Annotated in this window: 26 protein-coding genes and 2 pseudogenes; 14 read left to right on the top strand and 14 right to left on the bottom strand. The window is 36.8% G+C overall.

What is annotated here, in order from left to right; genetic code table 11:
• Positions 1-2 precede the first annotated feature (2 nt).
• Both AC1M36_RS15745 and AC1M36_RS15740 read left to right on the top strand, forming a co-directional pair.
• Positions 3-356: a HesB/IscA family protein gene (locus AC1M36_RS15745; RefSeq protein WP_098492694.1), complete on the top strand. Its 354-nt coding sequence runs from the start codon at positions 3-5 to the stop codon at positions 354-356.
• 143 nt (positions 357-499) lie between these two features.
• Complete coding sequence (locus AC1M36_RS15740; RefSeq protein ID WP_336453460.1) at positions 500-853, top strand: YxeA family protein; 354 nt, start codon at positions 500-502, stop codon at positions 851-853.
• A 33-nt stretch (positions 854-886) separates the two neighbouring features.
• Here AC1M36_RS15740 and AC1M36_RS15735 read toward each other — a convergent pair whose 3' ends face one another.
• A complete protein-coding gene (locus AC1M36_RS15735) occupies positions 887-1,339 on the bottom strand; it encodes a 2-thiouracil desulfurase family protein (protein WP_336453461.1) in 453 nt (150 codons plus the stop codon).
• Between the two features lie 221 nt (positions 1,340-1,560).
• Between AC1M36_RS15735 and AC1M36_RS15730 the strand changes: the two genes are divergently transcribed.
• Positions 1,561-2,469: a PspC-like choline-binding domain-containing protein gene (locus AC1M36_RS15730; protein ID WP_420792371.1), complete on the top strand. Its 909-nt coding sequence runs from the start codon at positions 1,561-1,563 to the stop codon at positions 2,467-2,469.
• Between the two features lie 137 nt (positions 2,470-2,606).
• A pseudogene (locus tag AC1M36_RS15725) lies at positions 2,607-3,487 on the top strand (helix-turn-helix domain-containing protein).
• Positions 3,488-3,504: 17 nt separating this feature from the next.
• Here the strand turns inward: AC1M36_RS15725 and AC1M36_RS15720 are convergent.
• From AC1M36_RS15720 to AC1M36_RS15700, 5 genes are all read right to left on the bottom strand, one after another.
• A complete protein-coding gene (locus AC1M36_RS15720) occupies positions 3,505-4,752 on the bottom strand; it encodes an MFS transporter (protein WP_336453462.1) in 1,248 nt (415 codons plus the stop codon).
• 227 nt (positions 4,753-4,979) lie between these two features.
• On the bottom strand, positions 4,980-5,297 hold the full coding sequence (locus AC1M36_RS15715; protein ID WP_098492748.1) for a magnetosome magnetite crystal formation protein family: 318 nt from the start codon (positions 5,295-5,297) through the stop codon (positions 4,980-4,982).
• Between the two features lie 251 nt (positions 5,298-5,548).
• Positions 5,549-6,025 carry a GyrI-like domain-containing protein gene (locus AC1M36_RS15710; protein ID WP_336453463.1) on the bottom strand — a complete coding sequence of 159 codons (477 nt, stop codon included), beginning with the start codon at positions 6,023-6,025 and terminating at the stop codon, positions 5,549-5,551.
• 103 nt (positions 6,026-6,128) lie between these two features.
• Positions 6,129-6,377, bottom strand: a complete 249-nt coding sequence (locus tag AC1M36_RS15705) for a hypothetical protein (protein ID WP_336453502.1) — start codon at positions 6,375-6,377, stop codon at positions 6,129-6,131.
• Positions 6,378-6,682: 305 nt separating this feature from the next.
• Complete coding sequence (locus AC1M36_RS15700) at positions 6,683-7,672, bottom strand: NAD(P)/FAD-dependent oxidoreductase (RefSeq protein ID WP_336453464.1); 990 nt, start codon at positions 7,670-7,672, stop codon at positions 6,683-6,685.
• 466 nt (positions 7,673-8,138) lie between these two features.
• On the opposite strand from AC1M36_RS15700, the gene AC1M36_RS15695 reads away from it, so the two are divergent.
• The gene (locus AC1M36_RS15695) at positions 8,139-9,347 is read left to right on the top strand and encodes an NAD(P)/FAD-dependent oxidoreductase (protein ID WP_336453465.1); all 1,209 of its coding nucleotides are present in this window, start codon (positions 8,139-8,141) and stop codon (positions 9,345-9,347) included.
• Positions 9,348-9,604: 257 nt separating this feature from the next.
• On the opposite strand, the gene AC1M36_RS15690 is transcribed toward AC1M36_RS15695, so the two are convergent.
• Positions 9,605-10,039, bottom strand: a complete 435-nt coding sequence (locus AC1M36_RS15690) for a DUF5391 family protein (RefSeq protein WP_336453466.1) — start codon at positions 10,037-10,039, stop codon at positions 9,605-9,607.
• A gap of 253 nt (positions 10,040-10,292) precedes the next feature.
• Here AC1M36_RS15690 and AC1M36_RS15685 point away from each other — a divergent pair, with 253 nt between their 5' ends.
• The 4 genes from AC1M36_RS15685 (at position 10,293) to AC1M36_RS15670 (ending at position 13,932) form a co-directional block, all read left to right on the top strand.
• On the top strand, positions 10,293-10,802 hold the full coding sequence (locus tag AC1M36_RS15685; protein ID WP_336453467.1) for an NUDIX hydrolase: 510 nt from the start codon (positions 10,293-10,295) through the stop codon (positions 10,800-10,802).
• A 217-nt stretch (positions 10,803-11,019) separates the two neighbouring features.
• Complete coding sequence (locus AC1M36_RS15680; RefSeq protein ID WP_336453468.1) at positions 11,020-11,337, top strand: YuiB family protein; 318 nt, start codon at positions 11,020-11,022, stop codon at positions 11,335-11,337.
• Between the two features lie 84 nt (positions 11,338-11,421).
• Positions 11,422-12,048, top strand: a complete 627-nt coding sequence (locus AC1M36_RS15675) for a 3D domain-containing protein (protein ID WP_336453469.1) — start codon at positions 11,422-11,424, stop codon at positions 12,046-12,048.
• A 399-nt stretch (positions 12,049-12,447) separates the two neighbouring features.
• The gene (locus AC1M36_RS15670) at positions 12,448-13,932 is read left to right on the top strand and encodes a leucyl aminopeptidase (protein WP_336453470.1); all 1,485 of its coding nucleotides are present in this window, start codon (positions 12,448-12,450) and stop codon (positions 13,930-13,932) included.
• Positions 13,933-13,970: 38 nt separating this feature from the next.
• Here the strand turns inward: AC1M36_RS15670 and cdaS are convergent, their stop codons facing one another.
• A complete protein-coding gene (cdaS, locus tag AC1M36_RS15665; RefSeq protein ID WP_336453471.1) occupies positions 13,971-14,576 on the bottom strand; it encodes a sporulation-specific diadenylate cyclase CdaS in 606 nt (201 codons plus the stop codon).
• 143 nt (positions 14,577-14,719) lie between these two features.
• Between cdaS and AC1M36_RS15660 the strand changes: the two genes are divergently transcribed.
• Both AC1M36_RS15660 and galU read left to right on the top strand, forming a co-directional pair.
• Positions 14,720-16,444: a phospho-sugar mutase gene (locus tag AC1M36_RS15660; protein WP_336453472.1), complete on the top strand. Its 1,725-nt coding sequence runs from the start codon at positions 14,720-14,722 to the stop codon at positions 16,442-16,444.
• A gap of 278 nt (positions 16,445-16,722) precedes the next feature.
• Positions 16,723-17,610 carry a UTP--glucose-1-phosphate uridylyltransferase GalU gene (gene galU / locus AC1M36_RS15655; RefSeq protein WP_336453473.1) on the top strand — a complete coding sequence of 296 codons (888 nt, stop codon included), beginning with the start codon at positions 16,723-16,725 and terminating at the stop codon, positions 17,608-17,610.
• A 47-nt stretch (positions 17,611-17,657) separates the two neighbouring features.
• Here the strand turns inward: galU and AC1M36_RS15650 are convergent, their stop codons facing one another.
• Both AC1M36_RS15650 and AC1M36_RS15645 read right to left on the bottom strand, forming a co-directional pair.
• On the bottom strand, positions 17,658-18,248 hold the full coding sequence (locus tag AC1M36_RS15650) for a biotin transporter BioY (protein ID WP_336453474.1): 591 nt from the start codon (positions 18,246-18,248) through the stop codon (positions 17,658-17,660).
• 50 nt (positions 18,249-18,298) lie between these two features.
• Positions 18,299-19,042, bottom strand: a complete 744-nt coding sequence (locus AC1M36_RS15645) for a DUF3298 and DUF4163 domain-containing protein (RefSeq protein ID WP_336453475.1) — start codon at positions 19,040-19,042, stop codon at positions 18,299-18,301.
• 93 nt (positions 19,043-19,135) lie between these two features.
• On the opposite strand from AC1M36_RS15645, the gene AC1M36_RS15640 reads away from it, so the two are divergent.
• Positions 19,136-19,519 (top strand): hotdog fold thioesterase, encoded by a 384-nt coding sequence (locus tag AC1M36_RS15640; RefSeq protein ID WP_098491833.1) that lies wholly within the window; start codon positions 19,136-19,138, stop codon positions 19,517-19,519.
• 288 nt (positions 19,520-19,807) lie between these two features.
• Here AC1M36_RS15640 and AC1M36_RS15635 read toward each other — a convergent pair whose 3' ends face one another.
• The 3 genes and pseudogenes from AC1M36_RS15635 to AC1M36_RS15625 all read right to left on the bottom strand — a co-directional run bounded on the left by AC1M36_RS15635 (position 19,808) and on the right by AC1M36_RS15625 (position 22,515).
• Entirely contained in the window at positions 19,808-21,184 is a 1,377-nt protein-coding gene (locus AC1M36_RS15635; RefSeq protein ID WP_336453476.1) for a glycine--tRNA ligase, read from the bottom strand.
• Between the two features lie 214 nt (positions 21,185-21,398).
• Complete coding sequence (locus AC1M36_RS15630) at positions 21,399-21,530, bottom strand: hypothetical protein (protein ID WP_431612909.1); 132 nt, start codon at positions 21,528-21,530, stop codon at positions 21,399-21,401.
• 260 nt (positions 21,531-21,790) lie between these two features.
• Positions 21,791-22,515: pseudogene (locus AC1M36_RS15625) on the bottom strand (DNA alkylation repair protein).
• Between the two features lie 98 nt (positions 22,516-22,613).
• Here AC1M36_RS15625 and AC1M36_RS15620 point away from each other — a divergent pair.
• Positions 22,614-23,075, top strand: a complete 462-nt coding sequence (locus tag AC1M36_RS15620; protein ID WP_336453477.1) for a hypothetical protein — start codon at positions 22,614-22,616, stop codon at positions 23,073-23,075.
• Positions 23,076-23,271: 196 nt separating this feature from the next.
• Here AC1M36_RS15620 and AC1M36_RS15615 read toward each other — a convergent pair whose 3' ends face one another.
• Complete coding sequence (locus AC1M36_RS15615; RefSeq protein WP_336453478.1) at positions 23,272-24,597, bottom strand: ArsB/NhaD family transporter; 1,326 nt, start codon at positions 24,595-24,597, stop codon at positions 23,272-23,274.
• A gap of 268 nt (positions 24,598-24,865) precedes the next feature.
• Between AC1M36_RS15615 and kapD the strand changes: the two genes are divergently transcribed.
• Positions 24,866-25,489, top strand: a complete 624-nt coding sequence (gene kapD / locus AC1M36_RS15610; protein ID WP_336453479.1) for a 3'-5' exonuclease KapD — start codon at positions 24,866-24,868, stop codon at positions 25,487-25,489.
• Positions 25,490-25,503 lie beyond the last annotated feature (14 nt).

The raw sequence follows: 25,503 nt of genomic DNA, 5'->3' as shown, positions 1-25,503 counted from the left end.
TCATGATTGATGTAACAGAACAAGCAGCATTTCAAATTAAGGATATGTTGAAAGATGCTGAAGATGGAGAGAAATACGTTCGCCTTGCTGTACATGGCGGTGGATGTAGCGGTCTTTCTTACGGTTTAGGATTTGAAAGAGAACCAAATGAAGACGACACAGTTCTTGAGTTTTTTGGTGTTGAATTTGTTATTGATAAAGAAAGTGCTCCGATTGTAAAAGGAGTAAAAATTGATTACAAGCAATCGATGCTTGGCGGTGGGTTTACAATTGATAATCCAAACGCAATCGCATCATGTGGATGTGGATCATCTTTCCGTACAGCGACGAATGCTGGTAAGCCGGAAGAGTGTTAATCTTAACCTTCTCACATATAAGTGAGGAGGTTATTTTTGTTATCTTACAAAAGTGTAATGTTCATGTCACGTTTTTGAATTTCTCCTCAAATGAAAAAGGACTATGATAACAACATAATAAAAAAACACATGAGGTGAATGACGTGAAAAGATATATTGCACTTTTTAGTATTTTAGTTGTATTTGCGACAATGTTAGTTGGTTGCGATTTAAACCGTATGGGAAAAGATGAGTACTATGTTCAAATTACAGTTGATGGAAAAGAAAAAATTGAACAAGCAGATGGTGGTCAGAAGCACAAATCATTTGAGTACAAGTTACCTGCATTTGATAAAGATGGTAAAGAAAAAGAAATGGAATTTACAGCTGTGAAAAACCTTCGTAAAGAAGCGTTCCTACGTGTATTCCACTCTGATGAAAAAGGTGTAACAGCTTGGGAAGAAGTGAAAAAAGACGAGCTTCCTGCGAAAGTGAAAGAAAAATTAGGTGTGAAATAATGAAGAAGGAGTTGACCTTGTAGGTCAACTCCTTTATTTGTTTTCAAAATCTTCTTCTGAAATTACTGTAAAGCCATGTCTTCGAAATAAAGCTGTTGTCACACCGTAACCTTCTTGTTTGTTTCCATTAAATTCTCCTGTATAAATAGTAGAACTACCACAAGACGGACTTTTTTCTTTCAAAATGATGTATTCGGGATTTAAATCTTTTATTTCTTTCAACGCTTTATAAGCTCCTTGTACAAAAGCTTCTGTTACATCGTTTCCGTCTTTATCTATTACCTTTGCTTTTCCATCTAGTACATCGTCACCGTTTCCACCGATGATTTCTGCGGAGGGGCGTGGTGTAGGCAAACCTCCCAATACTTCTGGACAAACAAGGACGGTTTCCTCTTTCTGTAATAGCTCTTCTATTTTTGAGATTAGATTGTCATTTCCATCATAGCGACAAGCAATACCAGCTAAACAAGCACTAATTACAATCATGTTTTTCACCTCATGTCATTAGGAATCATCAAATCATCGTTCATTAATCTTTATATAATTTAATGAAAGTATATAGTAAATTGCAGAGTAAAGACACATCATCTATATTTTATAACTATCTTATAATTTATTTGTATAAATATCGTAAAAAAACATTTAATGTATTACAGATAATTGGTAAAATAGCATAGAAAATATATATTCTGAAAAGGGGAAAATTTATGAAAAAGGTAATTATGACATCTTTACTTTCTGCTGCATTATTAATTCCAACAGCAGCTTATGCAGATGGAAACAAAGCTATTCAACAGAATAACACAGTTTCTAAAGTTACAAATGTAAGTTATGCTAAGGCGGCTAGGGGCTGGGTTCAACAAAATGGATATTGGTATTACTATGGTCAAAATGGTAATAAGCTAAAAGGCTGGTTATCCACTGGAGGGAAATGGTATTACCTTGATCCTTCTTTTGGATATATGCATAAAGGGTGGACGTCAATTCAAGATAAAAAAACAGGGAAATATGCATATTACTACCTGAATGAAAGCACTGGAGCAATGCATACGGGATGGATTCAAATTAAAGGATCTTGGTATTTCTTAAATAGTAGTGGAGCAAAACAAACAGGCTGGTTAGCAACTGGAGGAAAATGGTATTACCTTGGATCATATGGAATAATGGAAAAAGGATGGGTTTCCATTCAAGATAAAAAAACAGGGAAATATACATATTATTATCTAAATGAAAACACGGGAGCAATGCAAACAGGTTGGGTTCAAATTAAAGGATCTTGGTATTTCTTAAATAGTAGTGGAGCAAAACAAACAGGCTGGTTATCTAATGGAGGAAAATGGTATTATCTTGGATCATACGGAATTATGGAAACAGGAAAACGTTATATCAATAATACATATTACTACTTTGATAACGGCGGGGTAATGCAAACAGGTTGGCAAAAAATCGGTAATTACTGGCACTACTTTAAGAGCGATGGATCTGAATATAAAGGGTGGTTAAAGCTTGGTGGAAGCTGGTACTACCTTGATTCTTTCGGTACGATGGTAACAGGAACAAAATGGATTGATGGTAAATATTACAAATTTAATAATGATGGTGTTTGGGTTGGTTAATTGTAAGCAATAGCTTTTATTGATAAGTAAAACAGGTCGCATGTTGTAGTGCGACCTGTTTTTATGTTTTACGCTTTTTAAATTATTCAATTACCCCTTTTGCTTTATCGCACCTATTTATATATGGGGTGATAAAAATGGGAACTTTCTATTATTTAATGAAAACATATAGCGAATTTCAAAGTAGAGAAGAATTTAATACATACCAAAAGCAAATTTTAGTGCGTTATAAAGAGAATATAAATAAAACAGATTTTTTAGTGATTCAGTTTTTAGGAAGATATGCAGTAAATGAAAAGCAAAAAACAGTTGGAGTTGCTTGTCCGTTAATGGCGACGATTGCGACTAAGATAGAGAAAAGCATTCGTACGGTGCGTCGCTCTGTTGCAAAACTAGAGGAACTTGGGATTATTGAGCAGATCCCTACGAAAGAAAGATATAAGCGAGGGGGATATAGTGCAAACTTATATGTGTTTCGTAAAACTGCACTTGACCGCATGGATGACCGTATGGAAATGTCCGCATGTGAAAAGAGAGAAAGTGTAGATGGATGTAAGGAGGAAGGGGTACGGGAAGAAAGGGAAACGGTTCTTTTTAAAAACCTTTCTAAAGAAGTACAAAAGAAAAAACAACGTATGTGCTTGATGAAACATATTGTCGTCATGATATTCCAGTTCAGTTTGTACATGCGATTGTACCGATGTCACGAAATCCGCAAACGATTAATATACTTTGGAGTAAGGTAGAACTGGCTTATAAAAAGAGCGGATTATTAGAGCAAGGCGTATTTTTGGAACAACTTATGGTCGATGAAGATATGCGAGCGAAGCTTATATGGCGGGTGAAAAGTGTTGTCAGGGCGTATAAGTTAGGAGAAATTCGTAAAGATGTTAAGGCTCTTTTGTATAGTACGATGCGCGATTTATTTTTAGATATTGGGTTAGAGTGGGGAGCGGCTATAAGAAGGAGTAGAAAGGTAGATTTATTCGATCCGTTTAAAAAAGAGTCATGCGTATAATACATGACTCTTTTCGATCAATCGAATTTTCGTACAACAGGAACGCGAATCGCCACAAATAGTACAAAGACAATAACAGCGATAGCACCGCTTTTCATAATCGTCACAATCGGAATACCAGCTGCAAGCGCGAGCGATGTAAATGCATAGGAAAGCGGGATGAAGCCCATAGATGACAGCATCAGTAAGCTCATGACACGCCCCATCATTTCTTCTTTGACAGTAGATTGAATCATTGCCATTAATGGAACGATGGCCATGGCAATGGTAATACCGTAAAATGCGCCTGCGAGTAGTGCTTGCCAAAGTGCTGTACTGAAGTTAATGGATAAGAAGAAAACGCCAGATAATAGCATCATAATGATGCAAAATAGTCCGCGTCTGCGATTAATATTTTTAAGTCCAACAATGACAGCACCAATTGCCATTCCGCCTCCAACAGCGGCTTCTAAGTAACTAAATTGAAGCGAGTCACCATGAAGAACGTTTTTGATAAATAATGGGAAACCAACTTGCATTGGACCGATTAAAAATAAATTTAGAAAGGCACTACAGATAAGGAATGTTGAAAGAAAAGGTGATTCCTTTACGTACAAAATGCCTTCTTTAATAGATGTAAACATTCCTTTGTCTGCATCCTGTTCTACTTGCACGGTATATTGAATTTTTTGGACGAGTATAGCAGCAACAATGAGCAATAGAATGGTAATGGTAAAGATGGTCTCATAATTACTAAATTTAATGAGGATTCCACCAAATACAGGTCCTAAAATGACTGACGCTTGGTTTGTCATTTGTGTAAGTGAATTTGCCTGTGTTAAACGGTGTTTTTCTACAAGCTCAGGGAGAATGGAACCGTCCGCTGACCAAAAGAAGGCATCCGCTAATCCAAAAAACAAGGCAAACAAAGCAAACGTATATAATGTTACATGACCAACGATAAACCAAGTTAAAATTGTTGCGACAAGAAGCGCACGAATGATATTTGAGTAAAACATAATATTTTTTTTCGGAAACTTATCTGCCACAGCTCCTCCAACAATCATAAAGATAAGTCTTGGGACGCTAAGCGCAACAAAGACAACGCCTAGTGAGGCTTCAAGATTTAATGTTTTGGCTATGTACCAAGTTTGGGAAAATGTAAAAAAGGCTAAAGCAAAGCTTGAGAATAATGTAGCTGCCCAGAGAAATAGGAAATTTGTATTTTTTAGCAAAGGTGTTCCACTTTCTACTGGAGCAGATTTGTTTTGTTGTAGTTCCTCCATATTGCTTCCTTTCTATGTACCAATTTTAAATGAATATAAAATCCTGTTAACAATCGTTTTATACAGTTTTTAATATTTCTATACTGTACTTTTTCATTGTAGACAATAATAGAAGATTTGCCCAGTGGATTTTTAAAGACAAAAAAAGAGGGGGGCATCTTACAGTAGAAAACATAAAAAAACCATCAGACGTTCTCTCCGCTTGGAGTGTTTGATGGCTTTTCATGTTAGGATTTCATGACTTGAATTCCTTTTACGATATTCCAAATAAAGAAGTATAGGCTAATAATACTACAAATGCATAAAGTAATAATCGCACCGATGCCAAGTGTCACATCAGGTTGATTGGAACCAAGTCCCATAATTCCTACTACAATCATTCCTACAAAGGCTGCGATACTTGGAATAATATGTGTCCATAGCGCTCGTTTTGCATGGGATTTCGTTTCATTTTCACCTATAATCCAAACAATAATTGGGAATAAAATAGGAGCAAAGAAAACACTCCAGTATGAAAAAGCAGATAATAATTTATTTCCGTTCATATATATCACCTCATGAAATATTGTTTGTTGTTGTACTTTTAGTATGCGGTAGAATGCAGTAAAGTACTATCGATTCATCTTACAAAAAACTCACAGTTTTGTAAGGTTTGGAGAAATTGAATGTATATGTAATGAACTGATAAATATGGATTGCATTATAAAATGTAGTGTAGTAACAAAAAAGACACAGCGAAGATTCGCTGTGTCTTTTGAGGTAAAGAGTGCAGAATAATATTAATGTATGAAATGGATTAAGCGAGTGCGATATAAATATCAACCTGTGCATCATTTGGATCAATAGCTCTTTCATCATAGAGCTCAAAGTCAATTGTAAAAGCGCGTTTATTTTCTTTTGACCAGTTCCAAATATCTTGCCATGTTTCGTATACGATTTCTGATACAGGACCCTTACGTGTTGTAAATACTGCATATGTCTGAGTAGGTATTGTAAGAAATTTCATATTTCCAGGGATTGTGTCTAGTGAAGAGACCGGCATACCAATTGTGTATGTATATGTTCCGGTTTCATCGGACTCGTAATCTGAATACAATGCTAGTGTTGTTTGAGCGTTTTTATTAGGAATTTGATTCATGACTTGATCTTGATAGTAGTGGTTCCATAGGTGAGGAATCTGTCCTTCAGCTGATGTTTCCATTTCATTATTTGTTGTGATAGAAATACCGATGGCTTGGAAAGCTTCTTTTTTAATAATCTTTGGTTGAATCATGTTTTATAATCCCCCTTTTTTTTATGAGAACAAACGTTCCTTTTGATTGTACCATAATTATACAGAGAAGGGGAGGATTGAGAGGTATCCTTTGAATGTTTTTTTACCCAGCATTGGTTAAAGTGGTTACCCAGACTTTATAAATAAATGAATCTGTAATTACCGCTTCTTCTGTGTGAACGATGAAGGTAGGAACAGAAGCTAAGAAAAATGACAGAGCGTAAGCAATCTTATAGTCAGGTGTTATATACCCGTCAATCGTTCTTCCGTATATTTCGTTTGCGATCGAGTCAGCCCATACTTCAGCTTCCCTTAGTGTGTCAAAAATAACATCTTCACTTTTCCATCTAATATCCATATCAAAACCACCTTTCTATATAAATCTAATTTGATTTTCTAACAGATAAATTATGGCTATGGAGAACAGACAGAGACTTTCACTCATTTTTTCCTTCTGTTTTCACATGGCATGGGGCGAAAAAAGGCACTGACCGCTTCTATGCATGGCCGGATGCTCTCGCCAATCTGAAAAGAATGGTTTGATGTTCGTTTTTTTTATTGGATTTATATATTTGTGTTGTAGTTTGTCTTAAAGAGGAGGAGAGGATTATAAAAAAAGACCCCCTTCGTACGAAAGGAGTCCGTTTCATCTATAAATTAAAACATACTAGAACTATGCATTGGTTGCAGTTTTGCATTTGGATCGATGTAAGCTTTTGCATTGTTTACTGCTGTTGGAGCTTCACCAAATCCACATGCAATCAGTTTTACTTTTCCTTCATATGTACAAATATCACCAGCTGCGTAAATACCAGGGATGTTTGTTTCCATTTTAGAGTTTACAACGATGCTGTTTTTTTGAATGTCTAGGCCCCAGTTTTTAATTGGACCAAGAGAAGAAACGAAGCCATAGTTTATGATGACATCATCAACGTCAATCACAACTTTTTCTTCCGTTTTTACATGCTGTAATACAACTTGTTCGATCTTGTCTTCGCCAATTAATTCGACTGGAACGTAAGGTGTTTTTACATCTGCGCGAGAGTTCATTAAGTTTTCTACGCTGTGCTCATGAGCGCGGAATTTATCACGGCGATGAACGATTGTTACTTGTTCAGCGATTGGTTCTAACATCATTGTCCAGTCCACTGCAGAGTCGCCGCCACCAAATACAACGACGCGTTTCCCAGCGAATTTATTCATATCATCAACGAAATAGTGTAGATTTTTCTTCTCGAATTTTTCCACACCCTCCAATTCTAAACGGCGTGGTTGGAAAGCTCCATTACCAGCTGTAATAATGACAGATTTAGAATAGTGCGTTTCCTTATTTGTTACAAGCTTAAATACGCCATCGGCTTGCTTTTCAAGGGTATCAACTGCTTCTTCTAAGCAAACAGTTGGGTCAAACTTTTTCATTTGTTCCTTTAAATTATCAACAAGTTCTTGCGCGCGTACTTTCGGGAATCCGGCTACGTCGTAAATATATTTTTCAGGGTATAGTGCGGATAATTGTCCTCCAAGTTGCGGTAAGCTTTCAATAATTTTTACACTGGCCTGTCTCATGCCGCCATAAAACGCTGTGAATAATCCTGTTGGACCTCCACCGATAATCGTTATGTCGTAAACTTTTTGATTTTCTGTCACTATTTATTCCCCCTATAGATGGAATTTTGATATTGATTCCATATATTGTTCATATGTATACGGAAATCCTGCAAATAAGATTACACTTTACAATAAATGATAACATATTTAGGTTTAGAATACTGCAAGAAATGACTGAATTATATGTAAGCTTGTGCATAGTTAAGTTAAAAATGTATAAAATATACCAACTAGGAAAATACATGTAAAAAAGGTTGGAAAACCCTTGAAAACGCTATGTTATTTTAAAATATTGATAATTCGCTAGGTGCTTGAATTATGAAATGAAACCGACTAATATAGGAAAGTATTATGTTAATTTTTTATGACAAATTTCGTAAGATTTTTTGAATAAGTTTTGTTATGCTTGAGAATGTGAGGAATTCCACATTCTTGACAAAGTAAGTGTTTAACACTTTGGTCTTATTTTTCATTACTATTATATAAAGAAAAGGGTTGTGATTGAGTGAAAACTCCAAAAATCGTAGTTTTAGGTGCAGGTTATGGCGGGATGATTACGACTGTTCGTCTGCAAAAAGCATTATCTGTAAGTGAAGCTGAAATTACGTTAGTAAACAACAACAGCTATCACTACCAAGCAACTTGGTTACATGAAAGTGCAGCTGGCACATTACATCATGATAAAATCCGTCTCGACATTCAAGACGTTATTGATACAAATAAAGTAAACTTTGTACAAGATACAGTTGTAGAAATTAAAGCAGCTGAAAAACGCGTTATTTTAAAAAATGCTGAGTTAGAGTATGATTACTTAGTAATCGGTCTTGGCTTTGAGTCTGAAACATTTGGCATTAAAGGGTTGAAAGAGCATGCATTCTCGATTACTAACATTAATGCAACTCGTCAAATTCGTGAGCATATGGAATACAAGTTCTCTCAATATGCGACTGAAAAGCGTGATGAGTTAGTAACAATCGTTGTTGGTGGTGCAGGATTTACAGGTATCGAGTATGTAGGTGAGCTTGCAAACCGAATTCCTGAACTTTGCAAAGAGTATGATGTTCCACGTGAAAAAGCACGTATCATCTGTGTGGAGGCTGCTCCAACAGCGCTTCCTGGTTTCGATCCGGAATTAGTGGAGTACGCTGTAAAACAGTTAGAGAAAAAAGGTGTAGAATTCCGCATTGGTACAGCAATTAAAGAAGCAACTGAAGAAGGTATTCTTGTTGCGAACGGTGACGATGTAGAATTACTTAAATCTGAAACTGTTGTTTGGGCTGCTGGTGTTCGCGGTAATGGTATTGTGGAAGAGTCTGGCTTTGAAGCAATGCGTGGACGTGTAAAAGTTGATGAGTATATGCATGCTCCAGGTCATGAAGATGTATTTATGGTTGGTGACGCAGCGTTAATCATTAATGAAGAGATTAACCGTCCATACCCACCAACAGCGCAAATTGCGATTCAACAAGGTTACAACATTGCACACAACTTAGCTGTGTTAGTTCGTGGTAAAGGCGAAATGAAAAAATTCGTGTTCGATAATAAAGGATCTGTATGTTCATTAGGACATGACGATGCAATGGGCGTTGTTATGGGTAAAAAATTAACAGGTTGGAAAGCTTCGTTCATGAAGAAAGTAATCGATAACCGTTACTTATTCTTACTTGGCGGACCTTTATTAGTTCTGAAAAAAGGTAAATTGAAGTTCTTTTAATATATAAATATAAATGAAAAAAAACTTTCTTTTTTGATGGAAGAGAGCAACCGGCCATGCGTAGAAACGGTCAGGGCCTTTTCCTACCCCATGCCATATTAAAACAAGGGAAGTAAACGAGTGGAGATCCACTTTTGTTTTCACAGCCGTGTTTTATATGTTGGAAAATCAAAAGAGGGATATAGTAGAAAAAAGCAGAAACGGCTATGAGTCGTTTCTGCTTTTTGTGTAATACAAGCTTTTCTTAAACTTCTATTTCATCGTACATTCAGTGTATAAGTAGAATTTCTTTTTGGGCGAAAAGCAACAAAAAACCAAATGATGTTTGTGATTATTACCGCTGTGCAAACAATGATGACTCCTAAGAAAGAGGAGGCGTTATAGTCACTTACGCGTATTACAATACATACGACTGTAAGTATCACGAGATGTATGAATAGCCCCATACCGCAAAGAAAAGCCATAATGAATCGCATTGTCTTCACCCCTACGATATAAAGAAATAGAGGTACGATATAAAATAGTAAAATCGTGCCGATTGATTTCCACATGCCTAAAGAGTTAAATTTATTTGCATTAGGTCCTAAATTAGCAAGTGGTGAAAGTGAAGAAACAATTAAGACAGCGCAGAAGAGTAATGCAGAAATTAATGTTACAAATACAATATTGGATTTTTTTGATGGATTTCTCATTTTACTTTTAACTCCTTTCGCAATGAATAGGTGTGATGTCAAGGAAGAATTTTGAAGTGATTCGAGACCTTTTTACAAGTGATAAAATTACATATATTAACATTATATCAAATATACGGAAGTTATAGAAGGGTAGAAAGAAACGTAGTAACTGAAGAACAAGGAAGATTATATTATTCTCACTGAAAAATATAGTATAATACATAGAAAAGAATGAATATTCTGTTCGTTTAATCGGAAGGGGTTTTGCATCATGGGGAAGCGTGGGAAAGTTTGGCTAGCTGTAAGCGGACTAGTAGCGACAAAAGATGGGAGATGGCTCTTCGTTAAGAAAAAATATAGCGGATTAAAAGGGAAATGGTCATTACCAGCGGGCTTTGTCAATGAAGGTGAAACCATTGATGAAGCTGTAAAACGTGAAGTTTTGGAAGAGACAGGCGTTACTACACATGTAAAAGGAGTGATTGGTATTCGCTCTGGTGTTATTCGTGATGAAATTAGTGATAACATGATTATTTTTCTATTGGAACCAGAAGGAGAAGAGGTTACTGTTCAAGAGGAGGAATTGTCAGAAGTCGCATTTTTATATCCGAAAGATATTGCATATGATCAAAATACTTCCATATTAATTCGTTATTTATTAGAAGGGAATACAGGACCGGTTCTTAAGATGGATACAACATTAAATCCAGGAGATCAATTTGGATATACATCGTATCATGTATTTACGGCAGGGGATAAGAAGTATATAAATCCAAATTAAAAAACTAACATCAAGGCATTTTTTTAAATGGGAGAGAGCATCCGGCCATGCATAGAAGCGGTCAGTGCCTTTTTTCGTCCCATGCCAAGTGAGAACAAAAGTAGAAAGCGAGTGGAGATCTTCTTTTGTTTTCATAGCCGCGACTTAGATGCTTGAAAATTAAAATGAATATATGTTGGGAAATTAGATTGAATATATATGGAAGGAGTGGGGAAAAGTGAGTATTCCAGTATTACTGATTTCAATGATGTTGTTTTTTATACTTTTCTTTGGAATTGGATTTTTACTCAACATGATTTTACGTGCTACTTGGGTGATGGTTATCATTTATCCGATTGTTTGTATGTTGATTATTAGTAAAGCAAGTGTCTGGGATTATTTTTCAAAACCTAAGGAAACATTTTCTTTATTTGGTACAAGCGTTTTACGTCTTGGACAAGCCGATCTTTTTATTTTATCAACAGGGTTACTCGGGGCAATTCTAGCAGGAGTTGTTATAAAGAAGCTTCGGAAAAGTGGATATCAAATGTTCTAGTCTCCAGTTTACTGGGGATTTTTTTCTGCATATTTTTTTATCGTATAGGGAATGATGAACGATGAAGGAGTGTGGAATATAAAAATGTTAAAACGTTATGGTATTCGCATTATGATGACTTGTTTACTTGTAGCAGCATTATGTGTGACATGGCAAGCATTCACTGGAGTGTCTTTAACAGAGCTTATAAAAACATATCAAGAAAGCAATGTAAAGGAAGTACATGCAGCAGAAAGAGCACAACAAGTTGTTCCGAGTAAAGAAGTGATAAATGCTTTAGAACAGGGAAAAGACTGGTCTAAATATCGTGTAATGGAAATGACAGCAACTGGTTATACGTCAGGGATAGAATCAACTGGTAAAAGGCCCGGGCACCCAGAGTATGGCATTACATATTCAGGTGTAAAGGCAAAACGTGACATATATTCTACAATCGCAGCTGATTTAAGTGTGTTTCCGATTGGGACCATCCTTTTTGTACCAGGCTATGGATATGGTGTGGTAGCAGATAAAGGGGGAGCTATAAAAGGAAATAGACTCGATTTATATTATGAAACGGTTCAAGATGTATATAGTGAGTGGGGTAAGAAAAAAGTAAATGTATACGTAGTGAAAATGGGGAACGGTAAGTTGACAGAAGAGCAGTTAACGATGTTGAACCAAGATGAAACATTGCAAGTGTTTCGCGGTCAATATTTGAAACAGAGATAGTCTAGTGAGGTTAACACTAGACTTTTTTCTTTGTCTTGGTTCACAATATATAAATCCAAATTAAAAAACGAATAGCAAACCATTCTTTTTAGATTGGCGAGAGCATCCGGCCATGCATAGAAGCGGTCAGTGTCTTTTTTAGTCCCATGCCATATAAAAACAGAAGGAAAAAATGAGTGAAAGTCTCTTTTTGTTCTTCATAGTCACAATTTATATGTTAGAAAATCAAGTTGGATTTATATAAGAAAAAGGGGCGGGGAAGTGGAAGACTATCCATTACATCATTTGCCGTCATTACCGGAGCTGATTCTATATATGAAGTGAAAGAAAAGTTAGAATTATCGCATTTCTGGAAAAATACAGTTATAATGAAAGTAGAGAAATCTAGGGGGTTTGAACATGTTTCAAGTACAAAAAGAATTAGCGAGTCATGAAGCAGTTATCGTTGCTTTATTTGAAGAAGAAAAAGTGAGTAGTTTTGTACAGGAATTAGATAAAGCATTTGATGGACAATTACAAGTTTTATTAGAAGAGAAAGAGCTGAGTGCAAAGAAAAAAGCTATTTCCAAAGTACATAGTTTAGGAAAAACAAATGTAAAACGTTATTATTTTGTCGGTCTTGGCAAAAAGGAATCATACTCAACAGAAACGTTACGTGCTTCACTTAGTAAAGCATTTAAAACATTAAAAGCTGAAAAAGTGCAAGAAGCTGCAATTTTACTTGATTCTTTCGTAACAGATAAATTAGATGCAATTGATGTTGCGCATATTGCAGCTGAAGTATCTTGTCTTGGTACATATGATTTACAAACATATAAAACGGACAAAAAAGAAAGTGTAGAGTTAGAAAACTTTGCGGTTATTACAGCGGAGGATGCAAAAGAAATTGAAGCTGCATTAACAGTAGGATATGTGCATGGACGTGCTACAAATTCAGCTCGTACACTTGTAAATATGCCGCCTAATGTATTAACAGCAACAACACTTGCAGAGTATGCAGTTGAATTAGCTGAGAAATATGATATGGATTATAAAGTGCTTGAGAAAGAAGAAATGGAAGAGCTTGGTATGGGTGCGTTACTTGCTGTAAACCAAGGTTCTACAGAGCCACCAAAAATGATTGCTCTTATTTATAAAGGAAAAGAAGAGTGGACGGATGTGATCGGATTCGTTGGAAAAGGGATCACATATGATACAGGCGGTTACTCTTTAAAACCACGCGAAGGCATGGTAGGAATGAAAGGTGATATGGGCGGCGCCGCAGCAGTTCTTGGCGCAATGGAGATTATCGGTGAACTTCGCCCAGAGCAAAACGTAGTTGCTGTTATCCCATCAACTGATAACGTTGTGAGTGGTACTGCATTTAAACCGGATGATGTCATTACATCTATGAGTGGTAAAACAATTGAAGTATTAAATACAGATGCAGAAGGCCGCTTGGCATTAGCTGATGGTATTACGTATGCAAAAAAACTTGGTGCAAACTACCTTGTTGATATTGCAACATTAACAGGCGGTGTTATCGTTGCGCTTGGAAATCACACAACAGGTGCAATGACAAATAATGAAGCATTATTTGAACAAGTATTAGAAGCATCCATGGAAACAGATGAGCCAATTTGGCAATTACCGATTTTCGAGCGTGATAAAGAACGCGTTCGAGGCAGCAAATTTGCTGATTTAAATAACTCACCAGGCCGCGAAGGTCATGCGGTAATGGCCGGAACATTCCTTGGCGAATTTGCAGAAGAAACGCCATGGGTACATTTAGATATTGCTGGAACATCTGATACAACGAGTGCACATGATTTAGGCCCAGCTGGAGCGACAGGTGCAATGGTTCGTACACTTGCGACACTGGTTGAACGCTTTGGAGAAGAATAAGATAGGGATAGAAAAGGCAGCGGACTACGCTGCCTTTTTTATAAAGAAATTGTATATAACGTTCCATTTAAAGCAAAGGATCTGCGACCCGTTTCTTCAGAGACAACTAATATGAGTGCATCGCTTTTTTCTGATAAACCAATTGCAGCCCGATGTCGTGTTCCTAGTTTTGAATCGATTTCTATGCTTTTTGTTAAAGGAAGAATGTTCGCAGCTGAAACAATATGGTTTCCTTTAATGAGAACAGCTCCGTCATGAAGCGGATTGCCTGGATAAAAGATGGATTCCAGCAGTGGAACAGTTAAATAAGCTTCAAGTTTTGTTCCAGTTTGAATAAGGGAATTAAGTGAATCATTTCTTTCGACAACAATTAACGCACCATGTTTTCTATCACCTAAATGTTGAATTGCTGTTGTAATGGGAGCATAGCCTGATGTATAGGGTGATAAATATGCCTTTAAATAATAAGAAGCTGCTAGTGTTTGAACATTACTTAGTAAATGATGAATTTCTTCCATTTTACATAAAATACACTCACCGTCTTTTTCAACAGTTTGCTTCATATCACGTAATTCGCCCTCTACAACTTCGATCATTTGTTTCGTTTTTATTTTTAACTCTTCAGATAATCCCCATTCTTCCATTTTTCTCACCTTTTTGTTTAAAGTATATAGGGTTAGTGTATACAAATGCTTACAGTAAAATCCTGTTAGATTTTAAAATATATTGAGATACCTGTCGTTTTTTTCATATAATGTAGTTATGACATGCGAGAGGAGATTAGAAAATGGATTGGAAACAAGAACATAGTCGCTGGCTATCCTATGCAAGCTTAGATGCAGAATTAAAAGAACAGCTAGAAAATATGCAGCAAGATGAAAAGAAAATAGAAGATAGCTTCTATAAAAACTTAGAATTCGGTACAGGTGGTATGCGCGGGGAGCTGGGTGCTGGTACGAACCGTTTGAACGTATATACTGTTCGAAAAGCAACAAAGGGACTAGCACACTTTATTGAAAAATTAGGTGCAGAAGCGAAGAAGCGCGGCGTTGTTGTAGCATATGATTCACGTCATAAATCACCTGAATTTGCAATGGAAGTAGCGGCAACTCTCGGCGCACATGGTATTACGACATATGTATTTGAAAGTTTACGTCCAACACCAGTACTTTCTTTTGCAGTTCGTTATTTACATACAGTAAGTGGAATCGTTCTTACGGCGAGTCATAATCCGCCTGAATATAACGGCTATAAAGTGTATGGAGAAGATGGTGGGCAATTACCACCAAAAGAAGCAGACGAGTTAATTAGCTATGTAAATGAAGTAGAAGATGAATTAACAGTAGAAGTTGCTGATGTGGAGCAATTGAAAGCAGAAGGCTTATTACATATCATTGGAAAAGAAGTAGATGACGCATACTTGGCAGAGTTAAAAACAGTCATTATCAATAAAGAAATGGTACAAAAAGTTGGAAAAGATTTAAAGATTGTCTTTACACCGCTGCATGGAACATCGAATATTCCAACGCGTCGCGGCTTAGAAGCAGTTGGATTTACAGACGTAACGGTTGTAAAAGAACAAGAGTTACCAGATCCAAACTTCTCAACAGTAAAATCACCAAACCCAGAAGAGCACGCAGCGTTTGAACTTGCGATTCGCGACGGTGAAAAAGTAGGAGCAGACGTGTTAATCGCAACAGATCCGGATGCAGACCGTCTTGGCGTAGCTGTTCGTAATCACGCTGGTCAGTATCAAGTATTAACAGGAAACCAAACAGGTGCGTTAATGCTTGACTATTTATTATCACAAAAGAAACAAAACGGCACACTTCCAGAAAACGGTGTTGTATTAAAAACAATCGTAACTTCTGAAATTGGTCGCACAATTGCAAAAGCGTACGGTTTAGATACAGTAGATACATTAACTGGATTTAAATTTATCGGTGAGAAGATTAAGCAGTATGAAGAAAGCGGACAGTATGAATTCCAATTTGGTTATGAAGAAAGCTATGGCTACTTAATTCGTCCGTTTTGCCGTGATAAAGATGCAGTTCAATCTGTATTGTTTGCATGTGAAGTAGCTGCATATTATAAATCACAAGGAAAAACGTTATACGATGGTTTATTAGAAGTGTTTGTGAAATACGGTTTCTTCCGTGAAGACCTTGTATCGCTAACATTAAAAGGAAAAGATGGTGCAGAAAAAATTCAAGAAATGATGGCATCATTCCGTGAAAATCCGCCAAAAGAAGTAGCTGATTTAAAAGTAACTTCAGTAGAGGATTATAAAGCAAGCATCATTACATCACTAAAAGATGGAAGTACAGAAGAGATTCACTTACCGAAATCAAATGTGTTAAAATATCAATTAGCAGATGGTTCTTGGTTCTGTTTACGTCCATCTGGAACAGAGCCAAAAATCAAGTTTTATTTTGGTGTGAAAGATGATTCCTTACAAAATAGTGAACAAAAGTTACTTGCTATTAAAGAAGATGTTATGAATCGTTTATAATAAGATAGAGTGTTATTTCCATTAGTGGAAGAGAAAAGAGGAGAACGTAGAACGGCCTCCTTTTTTCTTGCATCTGGAAGAAACCTGCTCTATGTATAATGAGCAATGATATTTCATATGTAAGGCTTTGTAAGAAGAAAAGAATTGATGTTGTATACTGCCTGTAATATTTTGATTACCAAGGGCCGATTAAAGTTTCACCTAATAGAATTTAGAGCATTACACCATACAATAAGAAAAGGTATGTGACGATTAGAACAGAAGAGAGGGTATTTATTATGAAAACAGTGAGAAAAGCGATTATTCCTGCTGCTGGATTAGGAACGCGTTTTTTACCAGCAACAAAAGCGATGCCGAAAGAAATGCTTCCAATTGTAGATAAGCCAACAATTCAATATATTGTAGAAGAAGCTGTGGCATCTGGAATTGAAGATATTATTATTGTTACTGGTAAAGGAAAGCGTTCAATTGAAGATCATTTCGATAATGCGTTCGAACTAGAACAAAACTTATTAGAGAAGAAAAAATATGAGTTACTTGAAAAAGTCCAAGCTTCTTCTAAAATGGTTGATATTCATTATATCCGACAAAAAGAACCAAAAGGACTAGGGCATGCAGTTTGGTGCGCGCGTAAATTCATTGGTGATGAACCATTCGCTGTTTTATTAGGTGATGATATTGTTCAAGCTGAAAAGCCATGTTTACGCCAATTAATGGATGAATATGATAAAACACTTTCATCTGTTATCGGTGTACAAACTGTTCCAGAAACAGAAACACATCGTTATGGAATTATTGATCCATTAGAACAAGAGGGTCGTCGTTATCAAGTTCGAAAGTTTGTTGAGAAGCCAGCGCAAGGTACAGCACCTTCAAACTTAGCGATTATGGGACGTTATATCTTAACACCTGAAATCTTTATGTTCTTAGAAAACCAGAATATTGGTGCAGGTGGCGAAATTCAATTAACAGATGCGATTCAAAGCTTAAATGAAATTCAACGTGTATTTGCTTATGACTTTGAAGGAAAGCGTTACGATGTTGGGGAAAAAGTAGGCTTTGTTCAAACGACAATTGAAATGGCACTTCAGCATGAAGAGCTAAGAGATGACATGCTTGTTATGATGAAGAAAATTTTAGAAGAGCAAATGAAGCAAGAATCTTAATATAAAAAGAGTTACTCCACGCAGCGGAGTAACTCTTTTTTTCATTATTATAGTGTCGAATGAGAATGTTGATAAGCAGAACGACGAACTGCATAATATATGCGAGGGGCAATGACAGCACCGATAATTGTAAAAAGAATATCTTTCACCGCAAACCACATCATAATTGCCCAAGCTGCTTTGTAACTCATATTTCCGCCCATCCAAAAGTTTACAGCTGCATACATATAAGTAGTACCGATGATATACGTTAAAATAATTCCGGTAAAAGAAGCAATTGCAAATGTACCGAACTGTGGTTTTTCTCTTTGTTCTACTAGTTTTCCTGATATGTAAGCAACAATAATAAATGCGATAATAAAACCGCCAGTAGGATCTAACAGTGCTCCAAATCCGGCTTTGAAATTTGCGAAAATCGGTGCTCCTGCAACTCCAACAAGCATATAAACAGTCATAGATAAGGTACCAAGTCTGCTTCCAAGAAGAAGTCCCGCTAAAATAGCGAAAAATGGTTGCATAGAAAGTGGAACACCAGCTACTTGTAAAAATGGTGCCCAAGATACGATATTCGCACCGATTGCCATGAGTGCAACAAACATGGCAGCTAGTGCTAAGTCTAAAGCACGTAATTGTTTCATAATGTTAACCTCCTGCTGTTGTTAGGTTAACATTATCGTAGCTAATTCATCTATTTATTGTCAATTAAAATGTTTTGATAGTTAGGCTCTAGTGATTCCCTAAATAATGTGTATGGAATCCGAAATTGCGGAATTCCACTTGCATAAGGAGCGATCTCATATAAAGAGAAATAAATGACAAGGTTATCTGGTTCTAAAAAGTAATTGAATTTCTTTGTACTCATCACTTTCTCAGCTGCATCTGGAAAGTAAATACTTTCATCTTGTTTAATTTGTTTAACGATTTCTGTACGAATAATATCTTTATAGTTGCTGCCCTTTTGAAATAAATCGGCTAAGCGTAATATTTTCTTTTCTTTTAAATCAAATGTATTTGCTTTCCATGTATAGAGGCCGTGTGCTCCGCCTGTATATTGATAATAATTTACATATAAGCTAAGTAAGGGAGACTGCTGTAATGTGACTTTATAATCAACATTTGCAACATATGGGTGGAAAGGGGCATCTGATTCCTGAGCTTCTTTATAGTATTTTTTCGCTTCTTTTGTTAATGTTGTTTTAAAACGATCTGTCGTTGTCTTGTAGTATGTATTCAACTTCTTTTGAAATTCCGGATCGTAAAAGTTACTAAAGTAAGGTCTACTAATTTGATATTCTAAATAAGGTTTCTTACCTTTTTGCGTAACAGTCTTAATATCGATTGTCAGGTCAGAAGGGTGGGCTGCATTCGTACAATTTGGTACAATAATGAGCAAGGAGACTAAGAGTAATAGAATACAGAATTTATTTTTCATATAGATGGAACCTCCTTAGATAAACGCTATGGATAGTTTGAAAAGAAATAGGGGAAATTATACATTTTTTAATAAGGAAAAGGGGGAAGTAGTATGCCAAAAACATTGATGGATGCACTTGGGATTGAACTGTTAGAAATGACAGAGGAGAAAGTGGTGGCAACGATGCCAGTAGATGGACGTACACACCAACCGTTTGGTTTTTTACATGGTGGTGCATCAGTTGCATTGGCAGAAACGGTAGCGAGCGTAGGCTCCTATAATTTAATTGATCAAGAAAAGTGTATTTGCTTTGGACTTGAAATCAATGCAAATCATATTCGCTCAAAACGTGATGGAATCGTAACAGCGATCGGTACACCAATCCATAAAGGACAAACCACAATGGTTTGGGATGTACGAATCATTGATGAAAATGATGATTTACTATGCATTTCAAGATGTACAGTCGCAATTAAAGAGAAAAGAGAAAAATAGGCTGCCGGGGGCAGCCTATTTTTTTAGTAGTTATTAATATATAAATACGGATTGAAAACCCAACATACCCCCCTTCCTTTTAGGTGGGAAAGAGGATCCGCTCATGTACAGAAGCGGTTAGTGCCTTTTTTAGCCTCATGCCATGTAAAACAGAAGGAGAAAATGAGTGAAAGTCTCTGTCTTCATAGCCACAATTTATATGTTAGAAAATCAAATTGGATTTATATATATCAACCTTCAGGCAATATGAGACATAAAAAAGGCTGCCAAGAGGCAGCCTTTCCATAATTAGAACTGAATTTTCTTCTCTAAGAAGCCTTTTAATTCGCTAATTGGCATACGAACTTGTTCCATTGTGTCACGGTCACGTACTGTAACAGCTTTGTCTTCCACAGAGTCGAAGTCATATGTGATACAGAATGGTGTACCGATTTCGTCTTGACGACGGTAGCGTTTACCGATAGAACCAGTTTCGTCATAATCTACCATGAAGTCTTTTGCTAGTTCTGCGAATACTTCCCCAGCGCCTTCCGATAGCTTTTTAGACAATGGTAAGATAGCTGCTTTATATGGTGCTAAAGCAGGGTGGAAACGAAGAACTGTACGAGAGTCGTTTTCTAATTGCTCCTCTTCATATGCATCACATAAGAATGCTAATGTTACACGATCTGCGCCAAGAGATGGCTCGATGCAGAATGGTACGTAACGCTCGTTCGTTTGTGGATCGATATAGTTAAAGTCTTCGTTAGAATGTTCCATGTGACGTTTTAAGTCGAAGTCTGTACGAGATGCAACGCCCCAAAGTTCGCCCCAGCCGAATGGGAATTTAAATTCAATATCAGTTGTTGCGTTACTGTAGTGAGATAATTCTTCTTCACCGTGGTCACGAAGGCGCATGCTTTCTTCGTTCATACCAAGTGATAGTAACCAGTTTTTACAAGTGTTACGCCAGAATGTGAACCATTCTAGTTCTTCGCCTGGTTTACAGAAGAATTCAAGTTCCATTTGTTCGAATTCACGTGTACGGAATGTAAAGTTACCAGGCGTGATTTCGTTACGGAAACTTTTACCGATTTGGCCAATACCAAATGGAAGCTTTTTACGCATAGAGCGTTGTACGTTTTTGAAGTTTACGAAAATACCTTGTGCTGTTTCAGGACGAAGGAAGATTTCGTTTGTGCTAGATTCAGTAACACCTTGGAATGTTTTAAACATTAGGTTGAATTGACGGATTTCTGTGAACTCTTGGCTACCACAGTCTGGACATTTTACTTCGTGTTCTTTCATTAAGTCAGCCATTTGATCGAAAGTAAGACCATCAACGATCATTTCGATGCCTTTTGCATCTAAAGCATCTTCGATTAATTTATCAGCACGATGACGCGCTTTACACTTTTTACAGTCGATCATTGGATCGTTAAAGTTACCAACGTGACCAGAAGCGATCCAAGTTTTTGGATTCATTAAAATTGCTGCGTCTAAACCAACGTTGTATGGAGATTCTTGAATGAATTTTTTCCACCAAGCTTTTTTTACGTTATTTTTTAATTCGATACCAAGTGGACCGTAATCCCAAGTGTTTGCAAGACCACCATAAATTTCAGAACCAGGGAAAACAAAACCACGATGCTTTGCTAAGTTTACAACTTGTTCCATTGAATACATATTAAAATCCTCCTTTTAAAAGTTAACGTATTGGCGATGACAGAGTGTACTTGTTGAGCAGGCGCTTTCTTGAGCAAGCCGCTTCCGTTTTTAGGGGTATCCAGCTCCGGTGGCAAGCTCTTCGTGTCTAAGAACCTTTCACACGAGAAAGTAAAAAGCACTTTCTGTGTGAAAGAACCTTAGCCAGTCAGAGCTGAACGAGCCACCTCCGCTTTTAAGGGTATCCAGCTCCAGCGGCTAGAATGTTCGGTGGCTTCGCTTCTTCCGCCGAGGCAAAGAGCGCCTCTATGTCAGAAGCTCCATCCCCCTCACATTCTGAGCAAGCCGCTTCCGCTTTTAAATACAAAAAAGCTCGTCTCTAGGCATTTATGCCTAGGGACGAGCTTGTATATACCCGCGGTTCCACCCTAGTTGATGTGTGTAAACACGCATCCACTTTATCACGTATTGCTCGAGACTGCCGTTTCCTTGCTTTTTCAGGCTTTCACTGTCCCTGAATCGCTTTTTGTGCAAGTACTTATAAGTCCGTCATCGCTACTATATTTAATAATAATGACCATATTCTATCATGTTCTTTTTTAAATCACAATAGAAGAACGATTGTATTTATGATAGAGTCTCGCCTATTTTACTACTCTTTATTCTGAAGGGACACTCATTTTTGCACGAATATGCTTAATCGCTTCACGTTTGCTTAAAGGAGCGAGTTCATTGTTTTGGACGTATTCCCATACAACATTTGGGCTCGTTTTCGCATATTCACGAAGTACCCAACCGATTGCTTTTTGAATGAAAAATTCTTTTGAAGACTTAAGCTGTCCGATAACCGAGAAGAGAAGTGCTTCATCCATTTGCTGTTTATATTTGAGTTGAAATAGGATTGCAGCACGCTGTAACCATATATTTTCTGAAGCGATCCATTTCGGAATATAGGTAGGAATGGCATCTGGATATTTCAGGAAGATGTCTCCTGAGAATGTAGGGACGATACCATCAACGGAATCCCACCATGACTTTGTTATAATGAGCTCTTCTAAAAAGGGGATGTGAGTTTTATCGAGATGTTTTTTATATTTCTGTAATAAATCGAGAGCGGCGGCTTGAAATTCGCGTTCTGGTAAAGACCAAAGTTCATGAATGACGATTTGAAATTCCTCTCTGTCTGGAAGTGTATGTACTTGTATGACTTCACGTAATAGCTTTCTTCTTTCCGGTGTTTGAATACCGAGAAATGGAAAATGGTTTTTCATATATCGAGCCATTGGTTCTGCTTTTTCAGGGTTTTGATGTGCAATGAAATGTTGCTGTAAGGCTTTTACAAATGGATGCATAAAATCGTTCTCCTTTCAGGCTTCTTATTCATATTATATAAAGAAGTGATTGGAAATGGATATAAAAAATATGATGAGAGTAGAAGGGAGAGGGAGCGATGGAAGATCAAGGTATATTTGCTGGTTTTTTAGCGCTTAGTTTTACTTTTATTTTAATTATTGTAATTTGGGGTATCCTTGCGTATATATTAACGGCATTTGCACTTTATACGATGGCGAAAGATGATGGTGCTAATGATGGTGTTCTTGCTTTTATTCCTTTTTTAAATAGTAAAGTATGGGGGGATTTGGCAAGGGAGAAGTTGCCTGGATTTTTGAAAGAAGAGGCAGGGTGGAAAGTATTTGGGATATATGTTCTATGTTTTATTTTAAATTTTGTTCCGATTATAAGTGTGCTAGCAACAGGAGTCTCGCTTGTTCTGTCAATTTATTTGGTATATGCCATTTTGGACCGGTATGGTACGAACTCGGTATTATTTACGATTATTCATGTGATAACATGTTCTATTTTTCTTCCGATTCATTTGTTTTTAATTCGAAATGAGCCAACGAAATATTAGGATTTAATTAAGGTGTTCTGTTGAACATTGTCGAACAGTCGATATGTTGTGTCGAATGGTTGATATATTGAAAAAATCGCTGATATATGTGAAGAAACGGTCGATATATTGAAAAAATCACCGATATATGAAAAAGAAAGGCTATCGTTGCAACGATAGCCCTTCTTTGTTTGCGAGCCACTGCCGCTTTTTATTTCTACATTAAATAACGCAGATAAATATAAATGTGAGAAATAATTAATGAAACGATCATAATCGGGAAACCGAATTTTAAGAATTCCATGTAGCTAAATTTATGTCCTTCACGGCTTGCGATTCCTGCTACGATTACGTTAGCGGAAGCACCGATTAATGTTCCGTTTCCACCTAGACAAGCTCCTAATGCTAATGACCACCATAGTACATCGATTTGTGCATCAGAAGGTGATAGACCAAGACCGACTGCCATATCGTTAATAAGAGGGATCATTGTTGCAACGAATGGAATGTTATCGATCGTTGCTGATGCAATACCAGATACCCATAAAATCAGGATAGATGCATAAGAAATATCTCCGCCTGTTAAATTAATTACTTTTTGAGCTAGCATTTTAATGAGTCCAATATCAATGAGTCCACCAACGAGTACGAATAGACCAGCAAAGAAGAAAATGGTAATCCACTCTACGTGAGCAAATACTTCTTCGATTTCATGTTCTTTTACACCGATTAGCATAAGTACAGTAGCGCCTGTTAATGCGATTACCGCTGCATCAATGTGGAAAATAGAATGAGTCATGAAGCCGATAATTGTAAGAACAAGTACTGTTAAAGATTTTTTCATTAATACAGGGTCTTTAATGTATTGTTTTTCATCTAAGCTCATTAATTTTTTAACTTGTACAGGATCAGCGATGAGCTGCTTGCGGTACATAAAATAAATCATTGTTGCTGTCACAGCGATAATGATAAGTACGATTGGTGCTAAGTTGAATAAGAAAGCATTAAAATCTAAGTGCTTATTCGCAGAACCAATCATGATGTTTGGTGGGTCACCAATTAATGTTGCTGTTCCCCCAATATTTGAGAAAATAATCTCAGAAAGTAAATATGGAACAGGATTTACTTGTAAAATGCGCGTAATAGATAAAGTAACAGGAACAACAAGAAGTACAGTTGTTACGTTATCTAGAAATGCGGAACCAAGTGCGGTAAGTAAAGAAAGAGAAATTAAAATTTTAATTGGATTTCCTTGTGCTTGTTTAGCAGCTTTAATCGCGACATATTGGAACACGCCCGATTTACTCGTGATGTTAACTAAAATCATCATACCGATCAGTAGCGTAATTGTTCCCCACTCGATATGTTTTGTAAAAGCATTGTGTAAATCAACAACACCTACTATTACCATAAGTGCTGCACCAAGAAGTGCGATAACAGCACGGTTAATTTTTTCTGAAATGATAATGGCATATGTAATTAGAAAGACTGCGATTGCAAAGTAATATTGCCAGTTTGCGATTTCTTGCGTTGTTTCGTGCAAAAATTCCATCTCCTTTCGGGTAACTTTTCTTAGTGTGTCATAAATTTTTGGAAGAAACACACTTAAAGCCATTATAAAGTAGAAAAATGTCGGATGTAAATGAAAGGGTTTGTTTTGTCATATTTTCTATGGAAATGAATTTTTCTCCTTTTTGAAAATATTTGCGGTTATTTGACATATACATAAGATACATCCAATCTGAATGATTAGCATTCGAGAATGTTCGTGTAGGAGGAGAAAGTAGACGAAATGATAAGGAAGGGATCGTATGGATGAAAAACAATTTTTATTTTTAGATTTCGAGTTCACGATGCCACAAAATAGGAAAAAGCCAAAGGGATTTTTTCCGGAGATTATTGAGGTAGGACTCGTATCAGTTGTGGATTGTGTAGTGGAAGATACGTATTCATCTTATGTAAGGCCGGAAACTTTTTCATGTTTAACAGAGCGGTGCAAAAAATTTCTAGGGATTAAACAGGAAGCGGTAGACGGAGGGATTTCTTTTTTGGAACTTGTCGAAAAGCTTGTCCAATATGAAAAGCGTTGTCAAACAACGATTGTCACGTGGGGCAATATGGATATGAAAGTACTGAAGCATAATTGTGAGGCTGTAGGTGTAGCGTTCCCTTTTTCAGGACAATGCCGAGATTTATCTCTCGAGTATAAACGTTTCTTTGGAGAACGGAATCAAACTGGATTATGGAAAGCGATTGAGGCATACGGGAAAGTAGGAACAGGAAAGCATCATTGTGCGCTTGATGATGCGATGACGACTTATAATATTTTTAAGCTGGTCGAAAAGGACAAAGAATATTTAGTAAAGCCATCTCCACCGACTTTAGGGGAGCTTATCGACTTTTCGAAAGTGTTAAAGAAAGTGAGTACACAATAGCGACCAAATTACAA

The organism is Bacillus sp. Medicinal_06 (assembly GCF_056711665.1).
This window is presented reverse-complemented; position numbering and strand designations above follow the sequence as displayed.